This is a genomic window from Halococcus morrhuae DSM 1307, from assembly GCF_000336695.1.
GTDB lineage: Archaea > Halobacteriota > Halobacteria > Halobacteriales > Halococcaceae > Halococcus > Halococcus morrhuae.
This window is the reverse complement of record NZ_AOMC01000124.1, coordinates 1-23,130: the sequence shown is the minus strand read 5'-3', so window position 1 is coordinate 23,130 and position 23,130 is coordinate 1. Positions and strand designations below refer to the sequence as shown.

General features: G+C 64.9%; 25 protein-coding genes. 14 read left to right on the top strand and 11 right to left on the bottom strand.

All coding sequences use genetic code 11. The features are described 5' to 3' along the window. The first annotated feature begins 111 nt into the window (after positions 1–111). Entirely contained in the window at positions 112–2,100 is a 1,989-nt protein-coding gene (locus C448_RS10155; RefSeq protein WP_004054514.1) for a DUF460 domain-containing protein, read from the top strand. 98 nt (positions 2,101–2,198) lie between these two features. Here the strand turns inward: C448_RS10155 and C448_RS10150 are convergent, their stop codons facing one another. Next, positions 2,199–2,387 carry a DUF7470 family protein gene (locus tag C448_RS10150; protein ID WP_004054505.1) on the bottom strand — a complete coding sequence of 63 codons (189 nt, stop codon included), beginning with the start codon at positions 2,385–2,387 and terminating at the stop codon, positions 2,199–2,201. A 259-nt stretch (positions 2,388–2,646) separates the two neighbouring features. Here C448_RS10150 and C448_RS10145 point away from each other — a divergent pair, with 259 nt between their 5' ends. Together C448_RS10145 and C448_RS10140 are read left to right on the top strand one after the other, a co-directional pair. Then, entirely contained in the window at positions 2,647–3,012 is a 366-nt protein-coding gene (locus C448_RS10145; RefSeq protein WP_004054495.1) for a MarR family transcriptional regulator, read from the top strand. Next, entirely contained in the window at positions 3,009–3,344 is a 336-nt protein-coding gene (locus C448_RS10140) for a type II toxin-antitoxin system PemK/MazF family toxin (protein WP_004054490.1), read from the top strand. Before C448_RS10145 ends, C448_RS10140 begins: the two co-directional genes overlap by 4 nt. A 16-nt stretch (positions 3,345–3,360) precedes the next feature. Here C448_RS10140 and C448_RS10135 read toward each other — a convergent pair whose 3' ends face one another. Further along, positions 3,361–4,428, bottom strand: a complete 1,068-nt coding sequence (locus C448_RS10135; protein WP_049916247.1) for a zinc-dependent alcohol dehydrogenase family protein — start codon at positions 4,426–4,428, stop codon at positions 3,361–3,363. Between the two features lie 200 nt (positions 4,429–4,628). Here C448_RS10135 and C448_RS10130 point away from each other — a divergent pair, with 200 nt between their 5' ends. The 8 genes from C448_RS10130 (at position 4,629) to C448_RS10095 (ending at position 9,859) form a co-directional block, all read left to right on the top strand. Beyond that, a complete protein-coding gene (locus C448_RS10130; RefSeq protein WP_004054486.1) occupies positions 4,629–5,165 on the top strand; it encodes a hypothetical protein in 537 nt (178 codons plus the stop codon). Between the two features lie 43 nt (positions 5,166–5,208). After that, positions 5,209–5,496 carry a translation initiation factor eIF-1A gene (gene eif1A / locus C448_RS10125; protein WP_004054484.1) on the top strand — a complete coding sequence of 96 codons (288 nt, stop codon included), beginning with the start codon at positions 5,209–5,211 and terminating at the stop codon, positions 5,494–5,496. A gap of 102 nt (positions 5,497–5,598) precedes the next feature. Then, positions 5,599–6,450 carry a serine/threonine-protein kinase Rio1 gene (gene rio1 / locus C448_RS10120; protein ID WP_004054481.1) on the top strand — a complete coding sequence of 284 codons (852 nt, stop codon included), beginning with the start codon at positions 5,599–5,601 and terminating at the stop codon, positions 6,448–6,450. 25 nt (positions 6,451–6,475) lie between these two features. Further along, positions 6,476–6,964, top strand: coding sequence for a GNAT family N-acetyltransferase (locus tag C448_RS10115; protein WP_004054473.1), 489 nt, complete (start codon positions 6,476–6,478; stop codon positions 6,962–6,964). A gap of 45 nt (positions 6,965–7,009) precedes the next feature. Further along, a complete protein-coding gene (locus C448_RS10110) occupies positions 7,010–7,558 on the top strand; it encodes a KH domain-containing protein (RefSeq protein WP_004054471.1) in 549 nt (182 codons plus the stop codon). Between the two features lie 51 nt (positions 7,559–7,609). Further along, entirely contained in the window at positions 7,610–8,617 is a 1,008-nt protein-coding gene (locus C448_RS10105; protein ID WP_004054469.1) for an ABC transporter ATP-binding protein, read from the top strand. Then, on the top strand, positions 8,614–9,495 hold the full coding sequence (locus C448_RS10100; RefSeq protein ID WP_004054467.1) for an ABC transporter permease: 882 nt from the start codon (positions 8,614–8,616) through the stop codon (positions 9,493–9,495). The genes C448_RS10105 and C448_RS10100 overlap by 4 nt, the downstream gene beginning before the upstream one ends. A 46-nt stretch (positions 9,496–9,541) precedes the next feature. Beyond that, a complete protein-coding gene (locus C448_RS10095; RefSeq protein ID WP_004054466.1) occupies positions 9,542–9,859 on the top strand; it encodes a hypothetical protein in 318 nt (105 codons plus the stop codon). Here C448_RS10095 and C448_RS10090 read toward each other — a convergent pair. Together C448_RS10090 and C448_RS10085 are read right to left on the bottom strand one after the other, a co-directional pair. After that, positions 9,847–10,665, bottom strand: a complete 819-nt coding sequence (locus C448_RS10090) for an MBL fold metallo-hydrolase (RefSeq protein ID WP_004054464.1) — start codon at positions 10,663–10,665, stop codon at positions 9,847–9,849. The genes C448_RS10095 and C448_RS10090 overlap by 13 nt on opposite strands. A 2-nt stretch (positions 10,666–10,667) precedes the next feature. Beyond that, complete coding sequence (locus C448_RS10085; protein ID WP_004054462.1) at positions 10,668–12,020, bottom strand: ATP-binding protein; 1,353 nt, start codon at positions 12,018–12,020, stop codon at positions 10,668–10,670. A gap of 118 nt (positions 12,021–12,138) precedes the next feature. Between C448_RS10085 and C448_RS10080 the strand changes: the two genes are divergently transcribed. Beyond that, positions 12,139–13,275: a thiolase family protein gene (locus C448_RS10080; RefSeq protein WP_004054460.1), complete on the top strand. Its 1,137-nt coding sequence runs from the start codon at positions 12,139–12,141 to the stop codon at positions 13,273–13,275. 140 nt (positions 13,276–13,415) lie between these two features. Here C448_RS10080 and C448_RS10075 read toward each other — a convergent pair whose 3' ends face one another. The 5 genes from C448_RS10075 to C448_RS10055 all read right to left on the bottom strand — a co-directional run bounded on the left by C448_RS10075 (position 13,416) and on the right by C448_RS10055 (position 19,203). Beyond that, positions 13,416–13,841, bottom strand: coding sequence for a universal stress protein (locus C448_RS10075; protein ID WP_004054457.1), 426 nt, complete (start codon positions 13,839–13,841; stop codon positions 13,416–13,418). A gap of 491 nt (positions 13,842–14,332) precedes the next feature. Further along, entirely contained in the window at positions 14,333–16,210 is a 1,878-nt protein-coding gene (locus C448_RS10070) for a cation:proton antiporter domain-containing protein (RefSeq protein WP_004054455.1), read from the bottom strand. Between the two features lie 84 nt (positions 16,211–16,294). After that, positions 16,295–18,226: an AMP-dependent synthetase/ligase gene (locus C448_RS10065; protein WP_004054453.1), complete on the bottom strand. Its 1,932-nt coding sequence runs from the start codon at positions 18,224–18,226 to the stop codon at positions 16,295–16,297. An 82-nt stretch (positions 18,227–18,308) separates the two neighbouring features. Next, the gene (locus C448_RS10060) at positions 18,309–18,728 is read right to left on the bottom strand and encodes a universal stress protein (RefSeq protein ID WP_004054441.1); all 420 of its coding nucleotides are present in this window, start codon (positions 18,726–18,728) and stop codon (positions 18,309–18,311) included. 235 nt (positions 18,729–18,963) lie between these two features. Next, positions 18,964–19,203: a hypothetical protein gene (locus C448_RS10055; protein WP_004054439.1), complete on the bottom strand. Its 240-nt coding sequence runs from the start codon at positions 19,201–19,203 to the stop codon at positions 18,964–18,966. Between the two features lie 253 nt (positions 19,204–19,456). Between C448_RS10055 and C448_RS10050 the strand changes: the two genes are divergently transcribed. Next, a complete protein-coding gene (locus C448_RS10050; RefSeq protein WP_004054437.1) occupies positions 19,457–20,782 on the top strand; it encodes an aminotransferase family protein in 1,326 nt (441 codons plus the stop codon). Between the two features lie 2 nt (positions 20,783–20,784). On the opposite strand, the gene C448_RS10045 is transcribed toward C448_RS10050, so the two are convergent. Then, the gene (locus C448_RS10045) at positions 20,785–21,369 is read right to left on the bottom strand and encodes an Lrp/AsnC family transcriptional regulator (protein WP_004054427.1); all 585 of its coding nucleotides are present in this window, start codon (positions 21,367–21,369) and stop codon (positions 20,785–20,787) included. A 116-nt stretch (positions 21,370–21,485) separates the two neighbouring features. Continuing rightward, entirely contained in the window at positions 21,486–22,493 is a 1,008-nt protein-coding gene (locus C448_RS10040) for an ornithine cyclodeaminase family protein (protein ID WP_004054425.1), read from the bottom strand. A gap of 350 nt (positions 22,494–22,843) precedes the next feature. Here C448_RS10040 and C448_RS10030 point away from each other — a divergent pair. Beyond that, positions 22,844–23,130, top strand: a 287-nt coding sequence (locus tag C448_RS10030; RefSeq protein WP_004054422.1) for an amino acid permease, incomplete at its 3' end; no start/stop codon positions are given.

The following is a 23,130-nucleotide window of genomic DNA, read 5'->3' as shown; positions in this document are numbered from 1 at the left end:
CTCCTCTACGACTAAAACGTTGAGTCGATCTGGGGCTCATCCACGTCACGTCGATCGTTCGTGTTCGCGCTCCCGCCGTGGTTTTATGCCGACAGGCCGCCTACACGTGGCGTGAGCAGTCGCATCAGCGCGCTCGATGCGGTGGTGTTCGGCGTCGACGTCCAGAGCGGGGACGTCCGCGGTGACGCACCCTCCTACGCCGTCGTGGCGTTCGATGGCGAGAACTTCGATCGCGATGTCGTCTCGCATCGCAAACTCCAGCGACTCGTCGATCGCGAGGAACCGGCCATCCTCGCCACCGACAACGTCTACGAGCTCGCGACCGACAAGGACCATCTCGTCCGCTTTCTTGGAAGCCTGCCCGACGAGACCAAACTGGTCCAGGTCACCGGCGACCAGCAGCCCGAACCCCTCTCGCGGGTGGCGAACCGCCACGGGGTTCCCTACGGCAAGAAGCCGATGAAGGAGGCCGAGGCCGCCGCCCGTCTCGCCGCCGCCAACGTGGGTTACGAGGTCTCGGCGTTCACCGACACGACCGAAGTGAAGGTCGCGCGCGGGCGATCGACGGGCAGCGGCGGCTGGTCGGAAGATCGCTTCACGCGCCGGATCCACGGCTCGGTGAAGCGCCGCGCCCGCGAGGTCGCCACCGCGCTCGACGAGGCGGGACTCGACTACGCGATGGACGAAACGGAGAAGTACGGGGGCTACTCGAACGCCGTCTTCACCGTCCAGGCGCGCCCATCGGACATCCCCGTCTCACGGAACCGCTCGGGCGACACGAGGGTGGAGATCGAGCGCGTCAGGCGCGACGGGATCGAGTTCCGCCCGCTCGCCAAGCGCCGCGATCACGTGCTCGTCGGCATCGACCCCGGAACGACCACAGCCGTCGCCATCGTCGGACTCGACGGACAGGTGTTGGACGTACTGAGCACCAGAACCGCCGATACGGCCGCCGTCACCGAGTGGATCATCGAGCGTGGTCGGCCCGTGGTCGTCGCCGCGGACGTCGAGCCGATGCCCTCCACGGTAGAAAAGATCCGCCGGAGCTTCTCGGCGGCGGGCTGGATCCCCGAGCGCGATCTGCCCGTCGACGAGAAACAACACCGCACCCGCGAGGAAGGGTACGACAACGACCACGAGCGCGACGCGCTGGCGGCCGCCTTCCACGCGTTCGACGACTACGAGGACACCTTCGGGCGCATCGCGGGGAAGGTACCGCCACGGATCGAGGCCGGGACCGTCATCGCACGCGTGGTCGCCGGCGAGGAGTCGGTTGAGGCAGTTCTGGACGACCTTGCCGACGACGATGGCTCCGAGGAGAGCGAGGAGACCCACGAACCGCGCGAGCTCACCGCCGAGGAACAGCGCATCAAGGACCTCGAAGCGCGCGTCGAGCGCCTCGATTCGCACGTCGACGACCTCGAAGCGACGATCGAGGAAAAGGACAAGACGATCGCCGAATACGAGCGCGAGCTCTCGGACGCACGGCGCGAGGAGCGCCGCGAGGCCAGAGAACGCCGAGAGGTCGATCGTCTGGAGCGCGAAAACGAACAGTTAGAGCGGAAACTCGACGAGCAACGCGAGGAAACCGAACAGGTCGAGGCGAAGCTCGACAGGTTGAAAGAACTCTGGCGAGTCGACCACTCGAACTTCGCCGACGTCGCCGAGAAGAGACAGGGGCTCGTCCCCGTCAAACCGGTGGCGAAGTTCACCACGAGCGCGCTCCGGGCGGCCGACGAGCGCTGGGAGCTCGCGCCGGGCGACGTCGTCTATCTGCGCGATGCGAGCGGTGCGGGCCGTTCGACAGCCGAAACCCTCGTCGAGCGCGAACCTCGCCTCGTGCTCAAATCGGGTGGTCTCTCGGAGGTCGCCCGCGAGATCCTGTTCGAGAACGAGGTGCCGACCGCACCCGCCGAGGAGGTGACGATCGAGGAACTCGACGATCTCGCGGTCGCACGCGAGAGCGGCGTCGAGGACGCCATCGACGGCTGGCGCGATCGTGCCAGAGAGCGCCGAAAATCCCAGACCGGCGAGATGGTCGACAAGCTCATCAGCGAACATCGAGCCGACAGCGAGACACGGAGTGTTCGAGAATCGTGAAGCGATTCTCGCAGCCCATCAGAAGTGCGAAGCACTTCTGAGGACGCCTCGGGCAGTTCGAGCGGGCGCAGCCCGCGAGAAGACCGCGGCGAGAGCGATTAGATCATTCCGTCCATTCCAAAGGCCGAGAGCATTCCGGAGAGGAGGCTACGCACGACGAGCACGAGACCGATCAGGACGAGCGCCAGCCCGCCGGCGACGACCGGCGCGACGTACGCGATGACGGCCAACCCACCGAGACAGCAGAGAACGCCGACGATGCCGGCGAGTCCGAGTTTGTCGAGCATGTTCGTCCATCCCCCGACAGCGGTTTAAGGGCGGTGCATCTGCAGTGCTCGGACGATCGAGGCACTCGAAATAGCTATCGAACAGGGATGACCGGGTGATCGAACCGTCCATCGCTCGATTTCCAAGTAAGCGCAAAAGACGATGTGAGAGGGTGGCGTGAGGGAGAATTCAACGACATAGATGGTACTGAAGCGAAGATACAGTAGATACATCCATACAGCAGGAACGCTTAGTACGATGGAGCACCGACTGCCGGCAATGACGATCGACATCGAGACGTTCGAGTCGACGCCTGCGGACGAGCTCCGCGAGCTCAGCAACCCCGAGCGCGTTCTTCGCTTTCTCGTCACTAACGACGACAAGGCGTTCAAGGCGGCCGAAATCGCCGATCGTACGGGTGTCGCGAAGAACTCGATCAGCACCGTTCTCTCCCGGCTCGCCGAACGCGATCTCGTCCGACACAAGGGCGACTACTGGGCCATCGGCGACGAGGAACGTCTGCGATCGTTCAGCCAGTACCGTCGCGCGACCGAACGGCTCAACGACCGCTACGGCCGGGAGGACGCCGACGAGTGGCGTGAGTACGCGCCCGAAACCCGGCATCCGAACGCGGACGACGAATGACGTTCGATCCCGGTGACGTCGTCTATGGTGCTGACCCGTTCAAGGGAAGCGATTACGCACGTCCGTGGCTCGTCATCAGCAACGCCGCCCATCCGTTTCAGGGAAACCAGTACATCGTTCTCGCGCTGACGACCAGAACGTGGCACGAGGGTCTGCTGTCGATCACCGACTCACAGTGGATCGATGGCGGAACGCCCGACCCCAGTCGCGTCGTTCCGTGGAGCGTCGAAACGCTCGACGAATCCGATATCGACCACTGGCAGGGAACGGTGACAGCGTCGCTCGTCGATGAGGCGGTCGACGAACTCGAAACGTTCGTCGGCAGCGAGTGAACGCGACTCTCGCGGTTCAGAACTCGTTACAGACCGGGATGCCGACGTTGTCGTAGTCGCCGAAGGCGGCGACCTTCTCGGGGACCTCTTCGAGCGGGATGGTCTCGGTGACGATCCGGCCCGGATCGAGCGTTCCGTGGTCGATCATCCGGAACATCTCGTCGTACTCGTGGGGTGGCATCCCGTAGGAGCCGTAGAACTCGCGCTCGTCCTGAACCATCGTGTCCACGGGCAGCGAAACCTCGCCACCCTCCTCCGAGGTCGTCAGTCCGATCTGGAGGTGTTGGCCGCCCGCCATCAGGCTGTTGACGGAGTTCCGGCAGGTCTCGGCGATGCCCAGTGCATCGACGCTCACCTCGACGCCACGACTCGACGCGGTGAACCCCTTGACTTGCTGGGGGACGTCCTTCACCTCGTCGGCCTTCACGACCTCGACCGCGCCGAGCTCTTCGGCCTTGTCGAGCGCCTCCCGGTTGAGATCCACACCGATGACGTTCGCGCCGAGCGCGTCGGCGACGTGGATCGCGGAGAGTCCGACGCCGCCACAGCCGTGCACTGCGACCCAGTCGCCGGGATCTACGTCGACCTTGTGAGCCACCCCGTGGAAGGCCGTGGCGAACCGACAGCCCAACCCGGCAACGTCGACCGAATCGAGGCCGTCCGGGACTTTGATCGCGTTCTGGTCGGCGACGCGGACGGGATACTCCTCGGCGTAGGCCCCCTGTTGGAAGTCGAGAAAACCCATCGGTACCGACCGTTCGCAGATGTTTGCCCGTCCTGCCCGGCAGTGGACGCAGGTGCCGTCGCTCGTGTTGAACGGGTTGGTGACGCGATCGCCCTCACGGATCCGCTCGACGTCCTCGCCGATCTCGACGACGGTGCCGACGGGTTCGTGTCCGAAGACCAGCCCGGGCTGCATCATCAACCCGATCCAGTCCCAATCGCCCTTCCAGGCGTGCCAATCCGACCGACAGACCCCGCAGGCCTCGGTCTCGACGACGATCCCGTCGGTATCGGGTTCGGGACGGTCGATGTCCTCGATCTGCATCGGTTCTTCGGGTCCTTGGAAGACGACGGCGCGCATCGTGATCCCATGCCGTGGCAGCATCTTAAATCATTGGTGGGGAATGTCATAGACCGGTTCACGACGGTTGCGTGGTTATGATCGGTGACGAATACGCGCCGTGAGCACGGTGCCGTCCGACAGTCCACGGACGTATCGGTATAAAAACCGCCCGTCACCCGCGGAGGAACGCTTTTCATCGACGATGGTGAGGCTATGACATGGCGACCGACACCGGCTCGCAAACGCGCATGAGCGGCGACGGGATACTGGCGGTGATCGCGGGGAGTTTCGTCGGCGCGATCCTCGTCGGGCTCGTCCTGCAGGCGGGCCTCGGCCGGGGCGGGGTTCTCCAGTTCGGCGCGCTCGTCGCCCGGCCGGAGTACAACGTCAGCTGGGCGGTGCTGTTCGTTCTGAGCACGCTGTTCACGCTGTCGTTCGTCCGGTTCGTCTCGCGATCGATCAACGGCTTCGTCACCCGGGTGATCTCCCTCTCGCGTCGCAACGAGGTTCTTAAGGAAATTCTGGTGCCTCTACTCCAGCGCTCGGCGCTCACCGTGACGACGAACGCGCTCGGGATCATCTACGGGGCTGCCATCTGGCTGGTCGTCTACGTGCTGCTCATCCCGCTCTGGCTCGCGTTCGTCATCGGGATCGAGGGGGTAGCGATCCCGAACCTCCAGCTCGCGGGCTTTTTCGCGTGGGTGCTCTACGGCGGGCTCGTCGGGCTGCTCTACGGGCTCATCATGGAGTCGTAGCCCCTGCTGGAAGACTTAAACCGCTCGCTGTCGAAGGGCTGCCATGAGCGACGGTGGCAGTCAAACAGGTCTCCGGATGCCCGAGGAGGACGAACTGTTCGCCGTCGTCACGGGCATGCTCGGAGCCAACAGGATCGAGGTCCGGTGTATGGACGGCACCGACCGCACCGCACGGATCCCGGGCCGGATGCAAAAGCGGGTCTGGATCCGCGAGGACGACGTCGTGCTCGTCTCGCCGTGGGACTGGCAGGACGAGAAGGCGGATGTCGAATGGCGCTACGACAAAGCCGACGCCGATCGACTGCGCGAGGAGGGCCACGTCCAGGACTAGCGTGGTTCGTTTCCATCCGTCCGGTGTCGATCGCACACCCTCGATTCTCGCCCGTCGAACATCCATCGTGACGAGTACGTACCGTGTGGAGGTCGATCGCCCGTGAGCGACGAGTACGGCCTGCTCGACGAGGAGGCGACCGACGCGCCGGGCGACGAGTGGGAGAACCTCGACGTCGCCGACACCGAGGCCGACCGCACCGCCCGCACGCAGGATCGCGAGTTCGCGAAGTTCCGCGAGCGCATCAAGGATGCCGACCAGTTCAAGGTCGAGGGCGGCGTCTTCGACGAGGCGACGCTTGGCGCGCTCTACAAACTCGTCCAGGACGGCCACATCGACGCGCTCGGCGGGCCGATTTCGACCGGGAAGGAGGCGCACGTCTTCCTCGCGAGCGCCGGCGACCACGACGTCGCGGTGAAGATCTACCGTATCAACGCGAGCGACTTCACGCAGATGCGCCGATATCTGGAGGGCGATCCCCGCTTCGATGAGATCGGCGGCAAGAAAAAGGCGGTCGTGCTCGCGTGGACCAGAAAGGAGTTCGCCAACCTGAAGCGAGCCAAACGGGCGGGACTGCGCGTTCCGGAACCGCTCGCCGTCGAGCGCAACGCTCTCGTGATGGAATTTCTCGGCACGGACGGCGAGCGCGCCAGACGCCTCTCGGAGCTACAGATCGAAAACCCCGAAACCGCCTACGAGGTGGTCAGGGAATACATGCGCCGACTGTACAGCGCGGGGCTGGTCCACGGCGATCTCTCGGAGTACAACATTCTCGTTCACGACTCGCAGCTATGGGTGCTCGATCTCGGACAGGCGGTGACGATCCATCATCCCAACAGTCGGGAGTTCCTCGAACGCGACTGCGAGAACGTGGCGAGCTTCTTCGCCCGGCAGGGGCTCGACGCCGACGGCGAGTCGCTGCTCGCGGACGTGACGGCCGCGCGCGAAGACTGATTACCACGGACGGCGTTCGTCCGGTATGGCACCGACAGTTCGAGCGGCGACCGTCGACGACATCCCCGGGATTCAGCGCGTCGCGCGCCGCGGCTGGCGGGAAACGTACGAGTTCCTGAGTGAGGATGCCATCGAAACCATTCTCGACGACTGGTATGCGGCCGACGAGCTCGAAGGCCCGATCACCGCCTCGGAAAGCGTCTATCTCGTCGCCGAAACGGATGGGATCGCCGGCTACGCGAGCGCTGCACCGACCGCCAACGAGGAGGCACAGCTCTACGCGATCTACGTCGATCCCGACCGCTGGAACGACGGGCTCGGGACGGCGCTGCTCGACGCCGTTCGCGACCGCCTCTCGGACCACGGCAGCCGTCGACTGCGCGTCGAGGTGCTCGCCGAGAACGCTGTCGGAGTCTCCTTCTACGAATCGCGCGGCTTCGAGCGCATCAGCGAGCGCGAGCGCGAGATCGGCTCGCAGACGCTCGTCGAGTACGTCTACTACCGCGACGTCTGACGCGGGGTGCGAAGAGTTGAAATCGCCGGGTTTCGTAGGAAGACTATGCGACACGTGACGATTCCGCAGGACCGCATCGGCGTCCTCATCGGCGAGGGCGGCGCGACGATGCGCGACATCGAGGACCGTGCGGGTGTTCGTCTCGACATCGACTCCGAGACCGGCTCGGTCGGCATCGAATCGGTCGAGGACCCGGTGCAGGGACTGAAAGGCCCCGACATCGTCCGGGCCATCGGCCGCGGGTTCGCCCCCGAGGACGCGCTGACGCTGCTCGACGACGAGATGATGCTGCTCGAACTCATCGATATCGAGGCGGCCACGCGCAACGAGACCGATCTCACGCGCAAGAAGGGGCGTCTCATCGGTGAGAACGGCCGGACGCGCGAGCTGATGGCCGAGCTCTCGGGCGCGTTTGTCGTCATCTACGGCAGCACCGTCGGTGCCATCGGCACGCCCGAAGAGATCGAGGTCGTCAGAAACGCCGTCGAGATGATTCTGGATGGCGCGCCCCACGGTTCGGTCTACTCGTACCTCGAACGCAAGCACAACGAACTGAAGAGTCCCGGCATGGAGTACCACCAGTACACCGGCTAGCAAATCACACGATCCCGGTGTCTTAAGACGGACCGACACCTTCGACTGGTAATGAACGCCATCGAAGCCACGGGTGTCGAGCTCACCTACTCGGACGGGACCGAGGCGGTGCGTGGCGTCGACCTCGCGATCCCCGAGGGCGAGTTCTTCGGCTTCCTCGGGCCGAACGGTGCGGGCAAGACGACCGCGATCAAGACCTTCACCACACTGCTCTATCCGACCGCCGGCACGGTGACGGTCAACGGGTTCGACGTGATCGAGGACGCCCAGTCCGTCCGGGAGACGATCGGCTACATGGCCCAGGAGACCAGCGTCGACGAGGAGCTCACTGCCCGCGAGAACATCAAGTTCGCCTGCGAGGCCTACGGCGTGCCTCGCGGCGAGCGGGCCGAGCGCATCGACGAACTGCTCGATCTCGTCGATCTCGCCGACGTCGCCGACAAGGAGGCGACGGAGTTCTCCGGCGGGATGAAAAAGCGACTCGACGTGGCGACGGCGCTCGTCCACGAACCCCCGCTGGTCTTCCTCGACGAGCCCACGACAGGGCTCGACCCCAAAGCCAGAATCCGCCTCTGGGAGTATTTCCGCGAGATCAACGAGCAGGGGACGACCGTGTTCCTCACGACCCAGTACCTGGAGGAGGCTGACGAGCTCTGTGATCGGCTCTCGGTGATCCAGGATGGGAAGATCGTCGCCACGGACGCACCCGACACGCTGAAATCCGAGGTTGGCGGCGACGTGCTCGACATCACGATCGACGACGCGAGCGAGGAGCGGCGGACACACGCCGCGGAAGTCGCCCGCGATTCGGAGCTGTTCGCCGACGGAACGGTCGAGATCACCGACGACGGCATCAGCGTCGCCTCCGAGCACGCCCGCAGCCGCGGGACCGATCTACTGCTGGCGCTGCGCGATGCCGACTTCACCGTCACAGGCTTCGACGTGCGCTCGCCCACCCTCGACGACGTGTTCCTCGCCATCACCGGCGAGCCGGCCGACGAGGACGGTGAACCGGATGCGGCGGTTCAGGAATCGGCCGCGCCGGAGGTGACGCGATGAGCACCGTCAAGGCGGGTAACAGCAACGGTTTCCTCACGGACGTCTGGATCAATCTGAAGCGCTGGCTGATCAAGACGACCCGCAATCCGTTCGTCGTCGTCGGTTCGCTCGTCCAGCCGGTCATCTTTCTGGTACTGTTCACCGAGATCTTCGGCGGGGCCGTCGGCGGCGCGCTCAGCCAAGCGCTCGGGCCGGACATCTCCTACGTGACCTACCTCACGCCCGCGATCATCGTCCAGTCGGCGCTCGTCGCGGCGGCCGGTTCGGGTATCGGCCTCGTCGACGACATGGAGAACGGCATGTTCGAGAAGGTGCTCGTCTCGCCGATCAACCGCGCCGCGATGTTCCTCGGCAAGTCGCTCTCGGAGGTCGTCCGGATCGTCGTCCAGACGTTCATCATCCTCGGGCTCGGCTACGTCCTGCTCTGGTTCGACACGGGCGGCGAGGTCGGCACCTACATCGAGACCGGGATCGTCGGCGCACTCGGGATCGTCCTCGTCGCCATCGTCTTCGCGATCTGGTTTACCGCCTTCTCGAACATCGTCGCGCTCGTCACCCGCGATCAGGAATCGACCATCATCGGTGCGAACCTGCTCCAGTTCCCGCTACTGTTCGTCTCCAGCGCCTTCCTGCCGGTCGACATCCTGCCGGGATGGGTGCAGACCGTCGCCACGTTCAACCCGATCACCTACGGCGTCGACGCCGCCCGCGCGCTGATGCTCGGCCGCGACGTCCAGACCGTGATCGACGTGACGGCCTTCGGCGGCGTCTGGAACACCTTGATCCCCTCGTTCGCCGTCCTGATCGCGCTCGATATCGCTCTCGGCGCGATCGCGGTGCGCTATCTCAATCGTGCGTCGAGCTCGGCGGCGCAGTAGCGACCGAACGCGAAACAGCTACCCCGTCCCGGCTCTCGCCCCCGATATGGACTGGACCGACCGCTTTCGCACTACTTTCGTGGCGCTGGCCGCCGTCGGCCTTCTCGGGGCCGGCGCCGGGATCGTGCTCGGCCTCGGTCTCGGCTTCGTCGTCTTCTGTGGCGTGGTCGGTTTCGGCGCGCTCGCCGTCCTGCGCCGTGGCGAACCCGCCGTCGCACCGGTCCTGCTCGCGGTCGGTGTCGTCGCCGTGCTCCTCGCGATCGTCTACGGCGTCCGCGACCCGCTGCTCGGGCTCTTGCTTGCCGCGATGGCCGCCGTGGCGTTCGTCCGTAGCTATCAGTATCACCAGGTTTACAGCACGTAGCGCTCGCCGTCGACCGCGAGCGGCTCCGCGAATGCCTCGTCGGCCGGGAAGAAATGCGAGACGTGGACCAGCCGCGTCTCGGTGGCACCGAGCTCGTCGGCCAGCGAGAGCGCCCCCTCGCAGGTCATGTGTTTCGTGCCGAACGTTCGCGGCGTCCCGTCGGCGTCGTGGTGGTCGCCACCGAGCGGGTGGTGCTCGCAGAACGCCGCGGGGGCGATGGCGTCGGCGAGCAGGAGGTCCGCGTCGGCCAACCGGGCGCGCGATTCGTCCGGGATCCCGTAGTTCGTGTCGCCGGTGATGGCGAGTTTCGCGTCGTCGCTTTCGATGACGACGCCGTAACAGACGAGCGGTGGATGCGAAACCGGCACGAACGTCACGTCGAAGCCACAGGAAGAAAACGACTCCAGCGGACGCTGCCCGTGTACTGAGAGCGCGTCGAGGTAGTCGTACTTCCCCCGTACCGTATCGGCGACGCTCTCGCCGGTCTTCGGGTCGGTTTCGTTCGCCGCGTGGACCGGGAGATCGGAAAAGAGACGGAAGGCGTTGCCGAGCCCGTCGAGATGGTCGAAGTGGATGTGCGTGACGAGCGCCGCGTCCGGGAGTGCCACGTCGTGATCGAGGAACTGCCGGCGGAAGTCGGGGCTCGTGTCGACGAGCAACGACTCGTCGGTTCGTTCGTTGCGGACGTGGACCGAGAATCGACTCCGTTCGACACCGTTCTCGCGGGCGGTGGTGCAGGTGTCGCAGTCACAGCCGACGGTCGGTGTGCCAGTCGTGTCGCCGGTGCCCAGAAGCGTGACCTCCACGATCAGTGGTCGTGAGTGTGGCCGTCGGCACCGTGGTCGTGCTCGTGATCCTCGGACCCTCCGTCGGCGCTGATGTCGCCGCCGGCCACCAGGGCGTCGTGGTCGCCCTCGATCATGTCGAGGTCCTTCAGGCTGTCGCGCTCCTCGAAGTCGTGCACTGCGGCTTCGAGGTCGGCCTGTGTCAGCGTGGTGCGCTCCTCGGTCAGCGCGTCGAGGACGGCCTCGCGGAGCACGAGCCGGAGATCGCTGCCGGTGAGTCCTTGGGTATCGGCGGCCAGCGCCTCGGGATCGAACCCTTCGATGTCCATTTCCCGGGTGACGATCCGGAGGATGTCCGCGCGCATCGGCGAATCGGGTTTCGGGAAGTTGACGATCTCGTCGAAACGTCGCCAGGCGGCCGCGTCGAGCTGGTCGGGATGGTTGGTCGCGCCGATCAGGAGCACTTCGTCGTTGATCAGGCTGATCTCGTCGATGCTCTTGAGCAGCGTGTTCACCGCGCGCTTCAGCGCGACGTGCTCGTCGGAGTTCCTGGTCTTGGCGACGAAGTCGAACTCGTCGATGAAGAGGATACACGGCGAGAGCCGTTTGGCCACCTCGAAGGTCTTCTCGACGTTCTTCGCCGTCTCGCCGAGATACTGGCTCGTGACCATCGACAGTTTCACCTCGACGAAGGGGAGGTCGAGTTCGTGGGCGAGCGCTCGCGCCGTGGTCGTCTTGCCCGTTCCCGGCGGACCCACGTAGAGGAGTTTGCCGATCTCGCGCAGGCCGATGGTGGCGAGATACTCGCGGTGTTCGATGGCCTTCATGATCTTCTTGATCTCGCCTTTCTGATCGCTGGTCAGCACGAGATCGTTGAGCGTCATCTCGACCTCCTCGGGCGCGCGGACATCGACGAGATCGAGCATCTCCTCGTCCTCCTCGTTGTCGAAGTACTCCTCCAGGAGACTGTCGATCCAGACGCGATCGGCGTGAACGGGGCGATTGGCCTCGCGGGCGCGCTCGTAGTCGGCCTCGTCGAGGGCGGCCGCGAGCGTCGGGTTCTCCTCGACTCGGTCGGCGTCGGCGCGTTCGGCGTACCATTCCTCGGCCATCGCGCGTTCGGTCAGCGACAGTGATCCCGAGAACTCGTCGTGATCGGTGAACATCAGGCCCGAGATGGCGCTCCACGGGTCGGCCACCTCCGTGGCGGTCTCGGCGGTCGCCTCGGTCGCGGCCAGCGGGCGCTCGATCCCCTCGTCCGACCAGAACGCGCGGCGGTAACGTGGCGGCAGGTCGTCGGCGTCGCGCTCACGATCATCGTTGTAGACGTGTGTCGTGAGCAGAAATTCGACGACGTCCAGTTCCGGGCTGCTCATTCCCGCCTCTGTAGGCCATCCGGACGAATAAGACCGTCGAACCGCACCGATCAGAAAACTTCAATGAAAGATCTCGGGGTTTGCGTGGGTTTAACACGATACGGGTCCGACGACACGCATGGTCGACACCACACCGGTCGTCGCGGCGGCATACAGAACCCCGCAGGGAAAGGAGGACGGCGTCTTCGCCGACGTCCGCAGCGAGGATCTCTCGATCCCGCTGATCAACGAGATCCTCGCCGAAACAGGTCTAGGGGGCGACGATATCGACGATCTGATGTGGGGCTGTGCCCAGCAGCGCGGCGAGCAGGGCAACAACGTGGCGCGCGTGATCTCGCTGCTGTCGGATCTCGGCGAATCGGTTCCCGCGACAACGATCAACCGCTGGTGTGCCTCCTCGGCACAGTCGATCATCTCGGCTTCCGACGCGATCCGTGCCGGCCAGCGCGACGCGATCATCGCCGGCGGCGTCGAGAGCATGAGCCGGGTGAAGATGGGCCAGAACACGCAGAACGCCCATCCACGCCTCAACGAGGAGCACAACGTCGCCGAGCTCCAGATGGGGATGACCGCCGAAGAGGTCGCCGAGCGCTACGATATCACTCGTGAGGAGCAGGACGAGTACGCCGCGCGCTCGCAGCAGCGCGCAGTCGAGGCCACCGAGGAGGGACGATTCGACGACGAGATCGTCCCGATCGACAACGGCGAGGAGACGATCGACACCGACGAGGGGCTCCGGCCTGGCACGACCGCCGAGAAGCTCGCCGAGCTCCCGACGGTGTTCAAATCAGACGGGACTGTGACGCCCGGCAACGCCTCCCAAGTCTCGGACGGTGCTTCCGCCACCCTCATCACGAGCCGCGGGTTCGCCGAGGATCACGGTCTCGACGTGCTCGCGGAGGTCGGGAGCAACAACGTCGCGGGCGTCGAGCCCGAGGTCATGGGGGTCGGCCCGATACCCGCCACTGAGGGACTGCTCGAACGCACGGGCCGGGAGATCGACGACTACGGGCTCGTGGAGCTGAACGAGGCCTTCGCCTCACAGACGCTCTACTGCCAGCGTGAGCTCGGCATCAATGATGAGATATTCAACGTCAACGGCGGTGCGATCGCCATCGGCCATCCGCTCGGTGCGAGCGGCGCGCGCCTGCCGGTGACGCTGATCCACGAGATGCACAAGCGCGACGTCGACCGCGGGCTCGCCACCGAGTGTGTCGGCTTCGGTCAGGGTGCGGCCATCGAGTTCTCGCGCTGAGCGGGGCTGACTGCGAATTTTGGCCGAGATTTTGCAAGCGAGGAAGCGAGCGCTGGCGAGCGATCGAGCGAAGCAAAAGGTCGTCGCGGCAGGGTGCGGCTATCGAGTTCTCGCGCTGAGCGGGGCTGAATGCGGCTTTTCTAGTCGTGTCTGTCGGGGAGCACCATGACCGGACGATCGCTTTCGGTGACGAGTGCGTTCGTCAGATCGCCCGAGAGGAGTTTGAGCCAGCGGCCGCCGGCGCGCGGGGTGAACGCGATGGCGCTCGCGTCGATCTCGTCGGCGACGGCGAACACCGTCTCGGGGATCTCCTCGCCGTATTCCAGGCGCGTCTCGACGTCGATGTGGGCGGCATCGAACGCCTCACGGGCGGCCGCGAACGTCTCATCGGCGTGTTCCGGATGGCCGTCGTCCGTCGGCGGTGTGCCTTCGATGACGTGGACGACGACCGCTTGACCACCCGTTCGACGGAGGTGCGCCGCCGCGCCGGCGCAGGTCGTGCGGGCGTCCTCGGGGCTTGCGACCGGCAGCACCGTTATCTCGAAGGGATCTCTGGCCTCGCTCACGACCCATCACCGCCGATAGCGTCCTGCGATCGGTTCACAGGCGAGCGACGGCGCGGTGGCTCAAAAACCTGGGGACAGCTGTGGGATAAAATCCGATGCATGGCGACGGCTTGTGGCGGCTGCGATGGCGGGCCTGGCCGGATGAAGGGCGAGCGCGACCGAAGGGAGCGCGAGGGCTTCGGCGGGGTGGTGCTGTGCGGAGCGGGGCGGTCGCGGGAGGCGTCAGTTGCTCCACCGCGAGCGAACGGGGTCGTCCGAAAGACGCGAAGCGTCTTTCGTGATCTCGAAGTGCCGAAGGCACTTCGAAGAGTCATCGGAAGACTGTGGTCTTCCGAGATGACGAAACGGCTTCGCCGTTTCGAACCATGAGCGAGCGGGCCGCGGAACCCCCGAACGGAGTGAGGGGGGTGACGAAGGCTTTTGATCGACATTTTGCGAGCGAGTGAGACGCGAAGCGTCGAACGAGCGTAGCAAAAGGTCGTTGGTCGTGGTTAGTCCGCGGGGTGGAACCGTTCGAGAGCGTTCTCGACGGATTCGTTGAGGCCGACGAGCGTGATGCGGTCGCCCTGTTGGAGGACGAAGTCGCCATCGGGGACCATGTTCTCGTCGTCACGGCTGACGAGTGCGATGAGACAGCCCTCGGGGATGGCGCTCGCGAGCTCGGCGATCGTTTCGCCGGCGACGTCGGCGGCGGTGACTTCGAACTCCTGGACGTCGCCCGAGCGGCCGAGTTCGGTCATCCAGTTCCAGAGCGCGGGCCGTTCGATGCGGTTGTCGATGGCCCACGAGGTGGCCATCGGTGCGGAGATGGTTTCGACGTCGAGTTCGGCGAAGGCGTCCTCGTTTTCCGGCTGGTTGACGCGGGCGATGACCTGTTCGGTGTCGAAGGCGGTGGCCGCGAGCTGGGCGACCAGCAGGTTCGAGTCGTCGTCGCCGGTGGTCGCGACGATCGTCGAGGCGTTCTCCGCGCCCGCCGACTGCAGGACATCGCGGTGGGCACCGTCGCCGATGTGGACCGAGAACCCCTCCGACCGAGCGGTTTCGACGTTCTCCTCGTCGTGTTCGACGATGACGACGTTCTCGCCGCGGGCTTCGAGGCGTGTGGCGAGATCCCGCCCGACCTTCCCCCCGCCGACGATGATGGCGCGCATGGGAAGCACGTCGAGATACTCCGCAATGTATCTGGCCAAACCACCCTCGACCAGCACGGTGGCGAAGATGACCAGGAAGACGGTGCCGACGAGTGTTTCGGCGGCCGCACTCATCCCTTCGGCCTGAAGGCGCACGGCAAAGAGCGTCGCCACGGAGGCGGGAATGATGCCCCGCGGACCGATGGCGCTCATGAACAGCCGTTCCTCGCGGGTGAACCGACCGCCCGATGTCGAGAGGAAGACGACGAGCGGTCGGAGCACGACCATCACGGCGACCACGACCGCCAGCCCGCCCAGCCCGAAGGGAAGATCGTCGAAGTTGAGCAGCGCGGCGAGCGCGATGAACACGAACGAGAGGACCATGAGCGTGATATCGCCCTTGAAATCGGTGATCTTGTCCTCGTAGGGGATGTCGAGATTGCCGACGATGAGGCCGGCGGTGGCGACCGCGGCGATCCCCGCCTCCGAGGTCCAGACGTTCGCCAGCCCGTAGGCCACCAGTGCACCGGCGAGCACGAGCAGGCGAGCGTTGCGGGGCGCGTTGCCCGGCGAGAGATCGACGTAGCGGATGAGATACCAGAGCACGCCGGCGACGGCCGTGCCGACGCCGATGCCGACGCCGAGCTTGATCGCGAAGACGACGAGGATGGCCGCGATCCCCTCGGAGGCCTCGAAGACGACCTCGAAGACGACGACCGCGAGGATCGCTGCCGTCACGTCGTTGACGATCCCCTCTGTTTCGAGGGTGGTCGCCACGCGATCGCGCACCGGGACGACGTCGAGGATCGGTGCGATGACCGTCGGACCGGTCGCGACCAGCAGCGCGCCGACGAGAAGGGAGATGTCCCACGGGGCGGTGAGCGCGTAGTGGACGACGATGGCCGTCCCGAGCAGCGAGATGGCCGCCCCGAGCGTGGTGAGTCGTATCGTCGCCGAAGAGGTCTGTCTGAGGTCCTCGATGCGGAGGTGGAAGGCCCCCTCGAAGACGATGATCGCGACCGCGAGCCCGACGATGGCCGGGAGCGCGCCGCCGAACGTGTCGGCGCTGATGATCCGCGAGGGGAGCACCAGCCCCGACAACGGACCGAGAATCAGCCCCGTGGTCAACAGGAAGATGATGCTCGGTACGCGAAAGCGATCGCCGAGCATCTGCGAGGCGACTCCGAGCGCCATGATGCCCGCGACGAGCGCTATTAGCTCTGCCCCGCCGGTTGCCACTCCCGACCCTCCATGTTTCGACCGGTAAGAAACCAGACCATATAAGGGCGTTCACTCCGCGGAGCGGTGCGTGGCGGTGCGGTCTCAGTCGACATACAGCGCGTCGATTGCCTCGTCGTAGCGCTCCTCGATGTTCCGTCGTTTCTTCTTCATCGTCGGCGTCAGGAGATCGTTGTCCTCGGTGAACTCCTCGGGCACGAGCGCGAACCGTTTGATGCGCTCGTGAGACTCGAAGTTCTCGTTGACCGCCTCGACCACCTCGCCGATGCGTGCCTGGACGTGCTCGTTCTGACAGAGCGCGCTCGAATCCTCGGGCAGGTCGATGCCCTCCTCCCCGGCCCACTTGCGAACGCGCTCCTCGTTGGGGACGACGAGCCCGCTCACGAACTTCTCGCCGTCGCCGAGCACCATGCACTGCTCGACGAGCTGGCGCTGGGCGAAGGCGTCCTCGATCGGGCCGGGCGCGACGTTTTTCCCCGTCGAGAGCACCAGCAGCTGCTTCGAGCGCTCGCGGAAGGCGATGTAGCCGTCGGGGCGGCGTTCGACGACGTCACCGGTCCGGAACCACTCCCCATCGAAACTGTCCTCGGTCGCCTCGGGGTTCTCCCAGTACCCATCAGTCACGTTCGGTCCGCGCACGAGCAGTTCGCCGACCTCGCCGTCGGCGTCGAGATCGTCGGGCACCACGCTCGCATCCACTTTGATCTCCTCGTCGACGACGGGCGGGCCGATGGTACCGATTTCGGGTGCTTCGGGCGGGTTGACCGCCACGACGGGTGCGGTCTCGGTGAGACCATAGCCCTCCAGGATCGGTAGCCCCATCCCGTCGAACAGCCGGCCGAGTTCGGGCGAGAGGCTGCCACCGCCGCTGATGAAGAACTCGATGTTGCCACCGACGCCCTCGCGGACCTGTTCGAAGACCAGCCGATCGGCGAGCGCACGTTTCGCGCGCAGCGAGAGCCCGGGTGATTCCCGTTGCTGGTACTCCCGGCCGACGTCGACGGCCCACTCGAAGATCCGCTCGCGCAGCGGGGATTCGCCGGCCTGCTCGCGGATCGAATCGTACAGCTTCTCGTACACTCGGGGGACGCTCGTCCCCGTCGAGGGGGTGACGAGTGGGAAGTCCTCCTGGAGCGTGTCGGGGCTCTCGGCGTAGGCGACGGTCGCGCCCGCGGCGAACATCAGGAAGTGGCCCGCCAGCCGCTCGAAGACGTGCGCGAGCGGGAGAAAGGAGAGCGTTGAGGCACTGGGGTCGATCGTCGGGAGATCACCCTTGTCCTCGCGCGGCCCGAACCGGCGGTAGACCTGATCGACGTTCGCCTTGAAGTTCCGGTGGGTGAGCCTGACGCCCTTTGGCTGGCCGGTCGTCCCGGAGGTGTAGACGAGGCTGGCGAGATCGTCGGGATCGCGCGCGTCGAGCCAGCCCTCGTAGTCGCTCTGGTCGAACGAGCCGACGCCGCGTTCGTGGACCTGTGCGAGCGTGAGCACGTCTTCACGGTCGCCGTACCCCTCGATACTGTCCATCGAGACGATGAAATCGAGATCGAGCTCGTCCTCGACGGCGAGCACGCGTTCGAGCAGCTCCTGATTTTCGACGACCACTCCCGTGGCCCCGGGATCGTCAAGGAGATATTCGACTTGGTCGGGCGAGGAGCTCGTGTAGACGGTCGTCACGACCCCGCCGGCGGCGAGCACGGCGAAGTCGGTCTGTGCCCACTCCATGCGCGTGTTCGCGAACAGCCCCACTCTGTCGCCGGCCTCGATGCCGAGGCTGCGAAAGCCCGCCGCGAGCCGCTTGACGATCCGGTGCATCTGCCGGTAGGTCAGGGTCGCGAACTCGCCGTCGGCCGCTTGCGCCACGATCGGACCGGCCAGCGAGCGGTCGTAGACGCCGCCCTTGTACTGCTGGGCGACGTGTTCGTCGTGGCGGGTAGCGCTCCGCTCGAACATCCGCGACAGCGTTCGCTCGCCGAGCACCTCGCTTTCGAACTCCGCCTCGGCTTCCTGCCAGTCCATACCCTCCCACCGGCTGGCTCGGTAATAAACATCGGCCATCGGATTTGGAAATCAAACTACACGATTCGGCCACGATCCGGAGTCACATGACACTTAGAACGGGTTGGTCGGCGTTCAGCAGCACCGACTGCGTCACGCTGCCGAAGACCGCCTTGCCGGTCGGCGAGCGTTTGCGTTTTCCCACGACGACGTAGCGGGCGTCGTGCTCGTCGGCGTACGCGATGATCCGTTCGCTGGCCTTGCCGACGAGCCCGACGGGCGTCGCGCCGCTGCCGACCGTCGCCGCCGCAGCGATCTTCTGTGCGGCTCCCTCGCCGTCGTCGGGGTCGTCGTCGAGCTCCATCGTACTGCTCTCGGTGGCGTTCTGTTCGATCTTCCGTGCCTCCATCGGGCTGAGCACGTGGACGACGTGGGTCTCCTCGTCGAAAGCGTCCGCGAGCGCGTCCGCCTCGGCGACGACCTGTTCGCTCCGATCGGATTCACCCACTGCGGCGACGATCATTGTCACGCCCGTTGTTTGCCGGGATGGTTATACATTTCGCCGCTCGTGGAACGTGACGACAGAATCTCGATCGAATGCTATTCGACGACCCAACCGCTCACCGATCGTGTTCTCGCTGGGCGGAAGGAACAGCGGGGAGGGAATGGGAGCCACGATGGGAATGAGGGGTGGGGGGGGGGACGAAGGCGGCGGATCGTTGGGGAGGTAGAGGGCCGGTTTTACCCTGGCCGTCCTCTCATAGTCGTGGCACACCCGGTTCGACCATCTCGATGTCCCACGTGTACTCGGTGGTGTGGCCCAGCTGTGAGCGATCGAGCATCATGCTTCCGTCCGTGCCGTCCCGCTGCCGTTCGCGCCCTGGATCGCCCTTGTCGGGCGGCATGACCGGCACGAGCGGCTCGATCGCTTCGCTGTCGCGGTCGTAGTTCGTTGCGTCGGTCGTCTCCTTGATCGGTCGTCGTGGTCTCTGTTTCATATCCACATTCACCATATACGACGGAAGTTAATGAAAGTTACTGATTATATGAGCAGACTGGAAGTAGAATACAACTTCAGATGTGAATTCGATAGATTTTCTTCTCCAGGAAAGTTCCTGGTCTCACCAGTCCTTGTCCTAGAATCTATTCTATAGACTATCTTTGTCTATTTCTTCTACTCACTTTCGAATTGCTGCTTAATGCTACAAATCAACCAGTATCTATAAATGGTTCGCGGTCGAACGTGTGGGTATGGCGCAACGCGAACAGATCAGGACGGGCGAACGCGGCGTGCTCGCTCACTTCGGGCACATGGACGAGGAACCGATGACGATCACCGAGGGTGACGGTGCGTACGTGCGCACCGACGATGACGAGGAGTACCTGGACTTCACCTCCCAGCTGTACTGTGTGAACGCGGGTCACAGCAACGACGCCATCACCGACGCGATGGCCGAGCAGCTCGATCGGATTCAATACGTTTCCTCGGCGAAGGACAACGACGCGCGCAGCCAGCTCGCCGACACGCTGACCGAGGTCGCTCCACAGCCGCTCACGGACGTGTTCTTCTCGATCTCGGGCAGCGAGTCGAACGAGGCGGCGATCCAGATCGCCCGCGAGTTCCAGGACGCCTCGACGGTACTGACCCGCTGGCGCTCCTACCACGGCGGCACGTACGCGACCGCGGGCATCACCGGCGATCCCGCGATCCGGCTGCCGGTCGAATCGCACGCCGCGACCACGGGCAACGTGAAGTTCCTCCCGCCGTTCGGGGGTGCCGATGCCGCCTTCGACGCCGACTCGCCCGAGGAGCTCACCGAGCGGTCGCTCGCCCACCTCGAATACGTCATCCGCAACCAGGGGCCGGACTCGATCGCGGCGCTCGTCACCGAGATCGTCGGCGGATCGAGCGGGGCGTTCACCGCACCGCCGGGCTACTTCGAGGGCGTGCGCGAGCTCTGTGACGAGTACGACATCCTGCTGATCGCCGACGAGGTCATCACCGGTTTCGGCCGCTGTGGCGAGTGGTTCGGCAGCCAGACCGAGGGGATCGAGCCGGACATGATCACGTTCGCCAAGGGCGTGACGAGCGCCTACGCGCCGCTCGCGGGCGTGCTGATGCGCTCGGAACTCGGTACGGCGCTCCGCGAGGACGCGATGGACATCGGCCAGACGTTCGCCGGCAACCCGGTCGCCTGTGCTGCCGGCAATGCCGCTCTGGAGGAGTATGACGACCATCTGATCGACAACGTCCAGGAGCTCTCGCCCGCACTCGAAGAGCGGGTCAGGAGTCTCGCCGATCACGACGTCGTCTGTGACGTCCGCGGGCGCGGCTTCCACTGGGCGGTCGAATTCGCCGACCCCGAAACGGGCGAACTGGTGTTCGATCCGCGCGTCGAGGACGGCTACAACCCCGTCGCGGACGTCCTCACCCGCACGCGCGAGAAAGGCGTGCTCGTCGGCGGCGGTCGACCGTTGATCCAGATCATGCTCTCGCCACCGTTCTGTGTCGACGAGGACGACATCGAGACGGGCGTCGCGGCGCTCGAAGAGTCGATCGAGGAGGTGTTCGAGTAGCGCTACTCGTCTTCGGCGTCGGCGATCGCTTCGAGCGTATCGAACTCGAAGTTCTTGAGCAGTCGCGGCTCGTTTTTGATGGTGGAGATGGTGAACATCGAGCGGGTGCGGATCACCTCGTCGATCCCCTCGAACTGGCTGATGAGGTCCTCGACCATTCCCTGGTTGCCGAGGCGGGCGATGACGACGAANCGGGTGCGGATCACCTCGTCGATCCCCTCGAACTGGCTGATGAGGTCCTCGACCATTCCCTGGTTGCCGAGGCGGGCGATGACGACGAAGTCGGTCTCGCCCATCGTGAAGTACACTTGATCCGCGCCCTCGATGGCCGAGAGTTTCTCACCGACGCGCTCGTGGTAGCCTTCGTCGTACTCGGCGATGACCTCGGCGATGATGGTGACGCCGAGCCCGACCTTCTCGTAGTCGATGTCGTAGAGGTCGTTCTTGATAACGCCCTCCTCGCGGAGGTTGTTCAGTCGGTAGTAGATCGTCGACTTCGGGATGCCCGTCTCCTCGTGGAGCCGATCGGGGCTGCCGGTGCCGAGGTTCGCAATCGCCGAGAGGATCTTGATGTCACGTTCGTCCATAGTTGAATGCGGTTGGAAGATACTCGACACGCGCACTTAATCCTCCCCATTACGTGTAGAACGATGACTGAAGAAACGGTCGGAAACCGGGCGACGGGGAACTACCGGTGCAGTCGTTACGTGCCCACGAGATCGAACGTGTAGCCGGCACCCTGCTCCTCGGCGCTCTCGTAGATCAGACCCGCGGCCGCGATGTCCTGGATCGCCAGTCCCGTCGAATCGAAGACAGTGAGCTCGTCGGTCGGCGCGTCGCGCGTTCCGCTGACGACCTCGCTCAGGTCGGCGTGGACGTCCTTTCTGGCGAGGCGACCCTCGGCGACGGCGACGTTGATCTCGCCGCTGTGCGAGCACTGCTCCCAGTCGTCGACGACGACGGCGGCGTCCTCGATGATCCGTGGGTCGAGCTCCTGCTTGCCCTCCGCGTCGGCCCCCATCGCGTTGATGTGTGTCCCCTCGTCGAGCCACTCGCGCTTCAGGATCGGCTCCGTCGAGGGTGTAGTGGTCGAGATCACGTCACAGCTCGCGACCTCCTCCGGACTACCGCCGACGACCTCGTCGGCGCGATCGGCCTCCTTCTCACAGAGGTCGGTGACCGCCGTCTCGTCTAGATCGGTGACGACGACGCGATCGAGATCGATGATGCTCGAGATCGCTTCCAGCTGTGCGCGTGCCTGCTCGCCCGCGCCGACCAGTCCCATCGTGCGCGCGTCCGGCGGGGCGAGATGGCGGCTGGCGACGCCGCCGACCGCGCCGGTGCGGTAGCGTGTGAGTTTCGTTCCGTCCATGATCGCCAGCGGGTAGGCCGTCTCCGGATCGGAGTAGATGACGACGCCCATCACCGTCGGCAGATCGTGTTTCACGGGGTTGTCCGGATGGACGTTCACCCACTTGAGACCGGCCGCGCCGTCGACGTACGCCGGCATCGCCCGGAAGTCGCCGTTCTCCTCGGGGAGGTCGACGTAGGTCTTCGGCGGCATCACCGCGTCGCCGTCCTCGTAGGCGACGAAGGCGTCCTCGATCGCGTCGATGACGCCCGCCATCTCGACGCAGTCGTCGAGCTCGTCGCGGTCGATCATCAGCGTTCCCCGCTCGGTCACGTCCTCCTCGGATGCGAGTGTGCTCATGCGCATATCGACAACTATGCGCGAGTATCTTAAACTTTTCTACCGTACTATCGTCGATATACCGAACAAAATATTATATACGGGGCGTGTATCGCTCAATGCTGTCGATTTCGACTCGATGATTGGAACGACCGTCCACCACGCCGAGCCGGAACGGTCCGGACGACGCTGCTCGTCGGCCGACATGCTTGCAGGCCGGTCGTTCATGAGGGTTCGGTAACAAAACCCGACGACGGCGTCCCGATCGACGGTTGAATTCTGACGAATACAGCAAGAATACTGTCCATAGCTACAAGAAACTCCAACAAATATACATAACATTAAAGTATTCGCGAATGTATTGCGGTAGCATGACTGATGATACCACGGATGGGTCGCTGGAACGGGTCCTCTCACGATGGCAGCTGTTCGCCATCGGCTTCGGCGCGATCGTCGGCTGGGGCTGGATCATTCAGATGGGCTATTGGATCGACGAAGCGGGGCCGTACGGGGCGATGGCCGCCTTCGCCATCGGTGGGGTGCTCGTGCTCCTCGTCGCGCTCATCTACGGCGAACTCGTCTCGGCGATGCCGTTCGCGGGCGGCGAGCACGTTTACACCCATCGTGCGTTCGGGCCGGCGGTCTCCTTCGTCTGTAG

What these genes read in the sequence shown, in the direction of transcription:
- C448_RS10055 (WP_004054439.1), bottom strand. Translation starts at nt 19,203, where the DNA reads ATGAAACAGAGACCACGACGACCGATCAAGGAGACGACCGACGCAACG.
- C448_RS10050 (WP_004054437.1), top strand. Translation starts at nt 19,457, where the DNA reads ATGGCGCAACGCGAACAGATCAGGACGGGCGAACGCGGCGTGCTCGCT.
- C448_RS10150 (WP_004054505.1), bottom strand. Translation starts at nt 2,387, where the DNA reads ATGCTCGACAAACTCGGACTCGCCGGCATCGTCGGCGTTCTCTGCTGT.
- C448_RS10060 (WP_004054441.1), bottom strand. Translation starts at nt 18,728, where the DNA reads ATGATCGTCGCCGCAGTGGGTGAATCCGATCGGAGCGAACAGGTCGTC.
- C448_RS10115 (WP_004054473.1), top strand. Translation starts at nt 6,476, where the DNA reads ATGGCACCGACAGTTCGAGCGGCGACCGTCGACGACATCCCCGGGATT.
- C448_RS10110 (WP_004054471.1), top strand. Translation starts at nt 7,010, where the DNA reads ATGCGACACGTGACGATTCCGCAGGACCGCATCGGCGTCCTCATCGGC.
- C448_RS10145 (WP_004054495.1), top strand. Translation starts at nt 2,647, where the DNA reads ATGACGATCGACATCGAGACGTTCGAGTCGACGCCTGCGGACGAGCTC.
- C448_RS10080 (WP_004054460.1), top strand. Translation starts at nt 12,139, where the DNA reads ATGGTCGACACCACACCGGTCGTCGCGGCGGCATACAGAACCCCGCAG.
- C448_RS10105 (WP_004054469.1), top strand. Translation starts at nt 7,610, where the DNA reads ATGAACGCCATCGAAGCCACGGGTGTCGAGCTCACCTACTCGGACGGG.
- C448_RS10135 (WP_049916247.1), bottom strand. Translation starts at nt 4,428, where the DNA reads ATGCGCGCCGTCGTCTTCCAAGGACCCGAAGAACCGATGCAGATCGAG.
- C448_RS10040 (WP_004054425.1), bottom strand. Translation starts at nt 22,493, where the DNA reads ATGAGCACACTCGCATCCGAGGAGGACGTGACCGAGCGGGGAACGCTG.
- C448_RS10095 (WP_004054466.1), top strand. Translation starts at nt 9,542, where the DNA reads ATGGACTGGACCGACCGCTTTCGCACTACTTTCGTGGCGCTGGCCGCC.
- C448_RS10140 (WP_004054490.1), top strand. Translation starts at nt 3,009, where the DNA reads ATGACGTTCGATCCCGGTGACGTCGTCTATGGTGCTGACCCGTTCAAG.
- eif1A (WP_004054484.1), top strand. Translation starts at nt 5,209, where the DNA reads ATGAGCGACGGTGGCAGTCAAACAGGTCTCCGGATGCCCGAGGAGGAC.
- C448_RS10065 (WP_004054453.1), bottom strand. Translation starts at nt 18,226, where the DNA reads ATGGACTGGCAGGAAGCCGAGGCGGAGTTCGAAAGCGAGGTGCTCGGC.
- C448_RS10085 (WP_004054462.1), bottom strand. Translation starts at nt 12,020, where the DNA reads ATGAGCAGCCCGGAACTGGACGTCGTCGAATTTCTGCTCACGACACAC.
- C448_RS10130 (WP_004054486.1), top strand. Translation starts at nt 4,629, where the DNA reads ATGGCGACCGACACCGGCTCGCAAACGCGCATGAGCGGCGACGGGATA.
- C448_RS10100 (WP_004054467.1), top strand. Translation starts at nt 8,614, where the DNA reads ATGAGCACCGTCAAGGCGGGTAACAGCAACGGTTTCCTCACGGACGTC.